This window comes from Bradyrhizobium sp. UFLA05-125 (genome assembly GCF_059803515.1).
In genome coordinates, this window is sequence record NZ_JBANBJ010000142.1 from 1 (window position 1) to 7921 (window position 7921).

The following is a 7921-nucleotide window of genomic DNA, read 5'->3' on the forward strand; positions in this document are numbered from 1 at the left end:
GGGTTAATCAGCGTGGCCTTCGAACTCGCAGGATCAATCGGCTTGCCCGTCGCTGGATCAATCGGCTGGTTCGAATCGACCACTGCTGGAGGGTAAGCACTTTCCGGAACTTTGATGCTGGCGTTGTAATAACTCTTCATATAGGCGTTGATATTCGGCTGAACACCGGGACCGGCCTCAAGAATAACGATCTTGAGACGCTCCCCGTTGATGGGCTTCTGACTCAATTCCTTTGCGATCAACGATCCGGCAAATCCCGAGCCGACGATCGCGATATCGCACTCAATGCAAGTGTCTGGCATAGATCCCTCCCTCAAGGATTCTTTGGGATGGGTAAAAGGGGCTTTTGATCATTGAGATCGCGAGGATCGCGCGACCAGTATCCGAATTGCAAATTGCTGTAGCCCATCGGGTGAGCCCCCGCGATTTGCCAAACCAGCCCCTGCGAGTATGCTTTCGCGGAGACGACTTCTGAGGAAACGCCGACGGGCTTGGCTGCGGTGGCTTGCTCTTGCAGCGCCTTCGGCTCGTACCATGAGCCAAGATACCACAGCAGGATAATGCTCCGGGCCAAGAACTTAATATCGTCGTTGCCCTTGTTCACGAAGGCGATGATGTCGTTCGGCGACGAACGGGAATTGTCCTTTACGAACTTCAACAATGTGGCGAACGACTGCGTCGAGTCCTTTGCGTTGATCCACCTGAAATAATCATTCTTGATATTGATCGGATCACTGCCGGGATCTGAACTCAATATATCATTGCTATTGAAGTCCAATTCGGGAGCGAGAAGTTGTTTGTTGACGCCGGTGAGTGCTTCGGAAAGCAACAGAAAAGCCATCATGTCCTGCCGCGAACTCACGTCCGGTCCTGCGGCATAGGCCGAACCGGAAATGGGAGTTGCGGCTGCTACGGCAGTCGTCGCCACCGTGCCGGCGAGCATGGCGCGACGTGAAAATGGTCCACCGTGTTCCGAGGGCGGCGCGCCTGGCCGTTCGTTGTGACGATCCTTTGGTAGTATGCCCATGGTGCTCCCCGCCATTAGAGTCCAACTGATAGCGTCGATGGCCCCATCAGCTTACTGCGCCTTTTCCAGCATGAACGTGAAATCCGACTGGTTCAGGTTCGGCCTGCCGGCCTCGCGATTCGATCCAGTTCTCTGGAAGCCCACGGCGTTGCTATGACAGGCGATGCAGCTGGACGTGGCAAGCGGGACCAACGGAGAATCCCGGAGGTCGGCCAGGCTGTCTGCCTTGCTGTCCGGCTTCTTCTCTGCCTGGCTGTACGTCTCCAGCGTCGAATTTGCGAGGTAAGTCGGCGCGGGCGAACAGGTCATGTCGGATTGCTTGACAAAATCGGTCCCAGGAGCCGGAGCGCCCGGATTTTGCGAGTGCAGCCGTGCAGCGAGTCAGAAACGCGGTGGGCCATTGCGTGCTGAGCAGCACGTAATTCTGCCAGACGCTGTTGGCCGGAAGCATGCTGTGAAAAACCGCGTTCATGTTCTTGGCCGCATCGGTCAACGGCGTCTCACGAACGATCTGACTCTTGAATGAATCGTCATTTCTGAAGCGCAGCTCCAGCGCCGGGTCGGGATCCCATGGAAAGGGCGGTGTCGCGTTCTCAGCCGGGCAGTTCGCCTTGCATTGGACACTGAAGAAATTGTACGGACCACCCAGCTTGTTCGCCGTGACTTCGGTCCTGTCCGGCACGTTGTTCACATGCTCGAAGGACGTCCAGATCCACTGCGGACGAGCTACGGTCTTGTGGACCGCATGGAAGCCGATCAGACCGAGGGTCATGTCCAGACACGGTCTTTTCTCGCCCGGAGGCATCAGGACGAGCGCCCTTCTCATGTGAAACGTCTTCGCCGCGATTTCCTCGGGCGTTAGAATTTTCCAGGACACCTTGAGCATAAATGAGCCAAACGCGGCGCCGGCATTCTGGCCCGGTGGAAAGTCGACCGCCAGGTCAGCATTCGCGGCTTGGCCGGCTTTTGTATTCAGATGATTCACCGTGATGTATTCGAACATCTGCCGATTCATCAGGATGTCGAAAATGGCGTAATGCCCCTGCTGATCAATCAATGGGCCGGTCTTGAATGGCTCGTTGAAACTCTCCTCGATCATCTTCACGATCATTCGATTGGGCGCATCCTTTATCAGATCGGGCCTATCGTCGAAAAGATCGCGACATGCCTTTGGCATCAACCTCTCGCGCTCGGCCTTCATCCCCTCCGTGTCGGCCGGCCATATCGGGGGTTGCAGGTCAGCCGGAAGCATGACGTCAAGCAGCTGCTTGAAGTTGTTCATATCCTCCCATTTCGTCGGCGTGTCCGCCTGCGCTTTCTCGATAGGTGTCGTTCCATCGGCCGGCGAATTCAGTGCGATAAAAGTGCGCCACGAATAAAAATCGAAGCCTCGTTGCAGGTTTTCCAGACCGGAAGCTTCAATTCCAGCGGGATCACCTTGCGCACCCGTACCCACGTTCTCCTGACAAGGGAGGCCCGACTTTAAGATGCTGTCTTTGTTTGCGATGGCGCTCGCTAGGACTTCCGGGGGCAGAACCGGGCCAGCCAACTTGCCATTGAAGGGATCCAATATCCGCGTGGCGTTACATTCGAGGCCGAGCGCTTGGACTGGAGATGCAGCCGGGGCGGTTGTTTGAGCCAACGACGCCGCGGAAAGCATCAACGAGATCCCGCCAGTCGCGCTTGCGAGCTGTGCGGCAGATGATCGGCTGCAGGGCATGATCAACATCCCTTTCCTTGATGGGCGGCATCTGCGAAATAGTTGAGTGTTCTGAAAAGCGTGCAGATAGAAAACTGTACTCCGCTGATCTCGCTACGTTCGATTCCGAACTCACGCGCGGGTCCGCGTCACTGCGCTTGGCTCAATCAGACTAGTTTCTTCGTGATCGTTCGCTTGGTTCCGCACTAACGGCTGCTGGCCATCATCGCTCCGCCTTTGCCTGACGATAAAAAAACCGATAAGAAATTACACGCACTGTCGTTATCAATGCGGCAAACTATAGGATGCTTTGTGGGGTTCGGCAACTATAACATGTCCCCCGCTCAGGTTGTAGAGCTCCGTAATTGAGATGTCGGCGTCGCGCAGCTAACCAAGGCCGGCGGTCGATGCAACGAGGGCAACAAACTCGCCGCTCAGAACGAAGGAGAAATGTCGCCCCGCTTGGACGAAGACCTTAAACGCAGAAGGTGCGCATCGCCTTTCGGTCCTGTATCAATCAACTCGAATTACAACCTCATCGGTCTCGTAGCCAAACTTGGCTCACAGGTTGTCCTGCCGAGGCGCAATCCGCAATTCATACTGCAAAGGAGCGAGCCGAAATGCCAGCGCGCCCAAATACTTTCTACGATTGTAGGCGCTTTGGTTGGTAGGGCTGAGGGAAACTCCTTCAGATCAGACATTTCCGCAGACAACGACCTCCGTCCGCCGAGCAATTACGCGAGTAGGCGCGCTCCACTTCGCCAGCTCCTTGAACCCGCTCAACGTCTTGGGACCTCCAGGGCTTGCCGGTGTTGCGCGTTGACTTTGCCATCCAGGCGACCTCATTCAGTAGCGCGCTGACCGATCGCCAAATGAGCCATTGTTAGGATTGTAATTGCCGCTAGTACCCTGATTGTCGCAAACTTGCACTTCACCAGCAGGCCAGCGCAGACAAGGGCATGATTGCGCATGGATCATTCTGGGGCACAGCGTAGGTGTGCTTAGTCGCCACCCCTGTGCGAATCGACCAGTGAGCACATGCTTATTCGAATTCAGTGCACCATTCCTGCGATTGCTGCGGATGGACGCATCTTTACAGCGCAATAGTCGAACAGTTCGCAGTCTTACGGCGAAACTGGGGGCACCAAAAAGCAGGCACCTAAACCTGCTCATCGGCACGTCGACCAGATCGGGTCTTGCGCACCGCAGCAAAGCGATCTTCGTTCGATCTTTCAAGCAGAGCTGTGGGGCCATTTGAGCCGGGAGGAGGCGAAGAGGGTTTTCGGAAACCTTCCTTCGCCGAAAACCGAGATTTTTTTGCCATTTGACTGGATTAGCGTTCTACTTAACGTAGCATCTTCTTTAGTTTGATCGTTACGACATGCGTCAAACCAATCTGAGCGTCAGCATCGAGAGCGGGCAAGCTACCTAGTCTTTTCCGTTCCACTCCTTCAATTTCGTTAGCAGTCTAATGATGGCGTCAATCGACATCTTCTGTACGGTCGCATGGGCGTCAAAGACGACAAGGTTGCAAAGAGCAAATGAACAGTCCGATCTTCCCAGAGGTCAGACCAGACTGCTTCGCCCCACTTAGGTTACGTCGTGGAAGATCATGCCGACCGTGTGCCGCTTGCCTTGGTAGAGCTTGCCGACGCCGTGGTTGAATTTAATTGGTGGTCCCCGTGGACGCCACGCACAGGGCGCGCATTCTCGAAGGCGGCGGCGTCTCCCTTCTTCAGCGGCAACACCATGGCTCGAGTCTGCATGCTCGGTCATGAGAAACTCGCCCCCTTCCAAGTCCTTCCAGCCTCGTTGAGGAGAATCGTTTCGCTTTCGGTGTCCTCGGCACACCGCGCTTGGCTCAAAGCGGCCTCACCGCGACATTCCGCTGAAACACGGCGGGTATGAATCGGGCTCGCCGCAGCCAGGGCTGTACCAAGCGTTCAATGATTATTTTGAGGCCCCCCTTAGTTTCGGCCCCGCTTCGTTGAATGAGACGATCAATCTCTCGCCGCAGGACTTGTACTTCAACTCTGGTGTCCTCGAGCTGGCTACGCACTCGCTGAAGCTCTTCCGCAGATCCTTTCGTACCAACGGCGTCGACGGCGGTACGAAGGTCCTTTACGTCGTCCTGCGCTTTCTTGGCATCGGCTCCCGCTTGCGTCGCCACCGCGGATACACTTGAGGCGAGAATGTACGCAGCAATCACATTCGCTTTTATTGCCTGGAAAAATGAGAACAAGCCGATGACCAGACCAGCGACAGCCAGCAAGCCGCCTCCTACGAAGATCCTGTTCGTCCGCTCGGCTCTGGATGCTGCGTCGACCGCCTCTTTAGCTTGCGAGCGGGCTTCGGCGACGACCCCAGGAATCGAACTTCTAATCGGTCGATTCTTGCTTGCGCGATCAAAATAATACTCAGGCGGCTGGTCGCTCTTGCGCGCCTCGGTCTCTTCGAACTTCTCCACGACCGGATTCGAGACCACACCTTCTTTGGCCTTGTGCGAGGTCTTTGTGAACTCCATCCATATCAAGCCTTCGTCACCGCGTATCGTGTATTCATCCGAGGTCAGATTATGGAGAGGTATGAGCAGTTTGCCATGGAATCCAGGATCGACTAACGGTCCGGTACCAAGAAGGAGGCCGCGGTGAACATGGGTGATGCGTAGGTTGAATCGGACCGCAATGTACTGGGGCAGGCGGAAGGTGATACCGATCTGAACGAAGCTGATGGAGTTGGGCGGAAGCGTAATCGTGCCGTCCTTCGCAACAGGCCTCGTTATCTTCTGTCCATCTTCGTCCCAGTAGATGAAACGGCCACCGGCGCTCACCTCGTAGGAGGCGGACTTGAGATGACCCGCCGCGAATGGGTGGATCATACCGGCCTGTCTGACGTAGGCCTTGACATGTTCGGACGACAATAACGCTCTCGGAATATCCGGAAACGGATCAATATCCTTACCCGGTCCTCGGTATCTAGCCGAGCGAGTTTCGGCTACATCTTCGCTATCGGCGAAATCAACCTCCGCCAGAAAAGTCGGCGGGTCGGTCTCGTCCGACCTTTGTGACTGTTTATCGCTGGGAGGCGACATTGAAGATCCTCATGCAGGAAGCAACACTATTTCTGGCTATGTTGCGGCATCAGCGGCGCAACCGTGGTCTCATACGTCGGCGCCACCCTCCTGCGCAACGTGCGGATGACGTCGAGGCTCTGCTGCGGAGTTTGCCAACGCGAGCGGCCGAAAAAAGCCCGAGGCACGAGAAGAAATCAGTTGAAAGCGCGGAACGAACTGATTCTTTGCTTCCGGAGCGCGCCGGGAGCGATACTTGCTCTTTTTGGCTTTCTGCTCCTATCCTCGCGGTCATCCCGCGTGCTCGACATCGCGTCCGCCGCTCTGCGGGCGTCTCGCTGACCTGCATGGCATGGAGCTTAAGTAGCTGGTGACAAGCGCGGCACGAAGGAGCTTTAGCCCCCAACCATTCGTAGGTCGCCGACGCGGCTCCGCCGGGTCAAACTCCTCTGAGTTCGATAGACGGTCGGCCCAACCTACTTAAGGACGAAGTTAGCAGCGTCATGAATTATCGTCACGAGATTCACGCAGGCAATCATTCCGAGATCTTCAAACAAGCCCTACTCTACGCGCTGATCGACCACCTTCAGTTGAAACCAAGCCGATCTGCGTCGTCGACATCCATGCCGGGTCGGGCCTTTACGATCTTGAGTTACCGGAGGGTGCGAACGGGCGAAGCCGATCGCGGAATTCGGCTCGTCAATCCAAAACGGACGCGAGCCTTACAGCGATATCTCGGCATCGTCGAGCACTTCAATCCGGACCGCCTCAAACATTATCCGGGTTTGCCAGCGATCATTCGTCATGTGCTTTGTGGCGAGGACCGTTTGATCGCCTGCGAGTCGGAAGCGGGGCCAGCCGCACGGCTAAAAGATTTTGTGAAGGGCGACGGCCGCGTCGCGATCCACCGGCGGGATGGGGTCGCTGCGGTGCACGCATTCGTTCCACCTAGTCTAAGGAAAGGCGCGATCTCTTTTTCTGGCCCCTCCGTTCGAATAGTCGGACGAGCTCGCGCTCGCGGCCGAGGCCCTCAATTCAGGCTTTCGTAAGTGGCCGACCGGCACGTACGCTCTCTGGTATCCAATCAAGGGGCCAGTCAGATCGGCAACTTCAGAAAACTACTCGGTCCCGACGTTCTGCGTCGAATTCCTAGCATACGGAAAGTGCCAAGAATGACTGATCGGAAGCGGTATGATCACCTGCAATCCGCCTTGGCAATTCGAGAAGGACGTTCACGCCATCTGCAAAGCACTAGTGCCGATCTTCGAGGAGAGCGGCTCAGGATACTCCTTGGAATGGTGGGTCAGGCCTCGCTAGGCTAGTTCAACTGGCCCCGTACGCACTGGCCGAACTTATCGTGTGAATGGCTGCCATTATGTTGCGCCAGCGGACTGCCGAAGGCACGTCCCGGCGATCCACGCAACTTTCAGCACGCCTGTCGAGTTCCGCTAGAGCTTCGTCCACGCCAAAGCGCTCGATCAACGTGGTCGCTCTCCGCCACGTCGTCGGGGTCAGTTGATGATAGACGCCTTGGCCAGACGGGGCACGTTCCTCGATCACATCCATCGTGACGGAAGTTCGTCCAATCACCGCGTCCATATTCTCCTGATAACCATCGCGTAGTATACCGCTTCAGCGATTCCAATCAAACGGGGGGATAGTGCCAGATCTCGCGAAAAAACGGGCCGACGAACTCGCCGAACTCATGAAATACCCCGTATTGGAGGTGGATCCGATTCAGGGCTCACCGGGCATTCTTCTGAGCGACCAGATCACCTACTTCGCCCAGAATCACCGCATGATCGAGCCATTTAAGAAGGAGCTCCTCAAGCCGGCCGGCTACGAGCTCACGGTGGGTGAGGAATACTTCATGTCGGGCCGCTACCTCCCGCTGGAGAGCCACATCACGATCCAGCCCTTCGAGGTAGCGGTCATCAAGACCGGCGAAAGGATACGGCTACCGCGCTTCATGATCGCGCGGTGGAACATTCGGGTGAAACATGCCTATGCGGGGTTATTGTGGGTCGGAGGACCGCAGGTCGACCCAGGCTACGCCGGCTACCTATTCTGCCCCATCTACAATCTCTCGGACAAGCCCGTCACCTTGTACAAGGGTCAAGAACTG

General features: G+C 56.3%; 6 protein-coding genes. 2 read left to right on the forward strand and 4 right to left on the reverse strand.

What is annotated here, in order from left to right:
- The 4 genes from SO156_RS45220 to SO156_RS45235 all read right to left on the reverse strand — a co-directional run.
- Positions 1 to 302 (reverse strand): NAD(P)-binding protein (locus SO156_RS45220; RefSeq protein WP_498539380.1); only part of this gene is annotated, 302 nt, incomplete at its 3' end.
- A gap of 11 nt (positions 303 to 313) precedes the next feature.
- Entirely contained in the window at positions 314 to 1027 is a 714-nt protein-coding gene (locus tag SO156_RS45225; protein WP_498539381.1) for a hypothetical protein, read from the reverse strand.
- A 151-nt stretch (positions 1028 to 1178) separates the two neighbouring features.
- Positions 1179 to 2687, reverse strand: a complete 1509-nt coding sequence (locus SO156_RS45230; protein ID WP_498539382.1) for a hypothetical protein — start codon at positions 2685 to 2687, stop codon at positions 1179 to 1181.
- A gap of 1900 nt (positions 2688 to 4587) precedes the next feature.
- Positions 4588 to 5817 carry a dCTP deaminase domain-containing protein gene (locus tag SO156_RS45235; protein WP_498539383.1) on the reverse strand — a complete coding sequence of 410 codons (1230 nt, stop codon included), beginning with the start codon at positions 5815 to 5817 and terminating at the stop codon, positions 4588 to 4590.
- Positions 5818 to 6299: 482 nt separating this feature from the next.
- On the opposite strand from SO156_RS45235, the gene rlmJ reads away from it, so the two are divergent.
- Both rlmJ and SO156_RS45245 read left to right on the forward strand, forming a co-directional pair.
- Positions 6300 to 6845, forward strand: coding sequence for a 23S rRNA (adenine(2030)-N(6))-methyltransferase RlmJ (rlmJ, locus tag SO156_RS45240; RefSeq protein ID WP_498539384.1), 546 nt, complete (start codon positions 6300 to 6302; stop codon positions 6843 to 6845).
- 611 nt (positions 6846 to 7456) lie between these two features.
- Positions 7457 to 7921, forward strand: a 465-nt coding sequence (locus SO156_RS45245; protein ID WP_498539385.1) for a dCTP deaminase domain-containing protein, incomplete at its 3' end; no start/stop codon positions are given.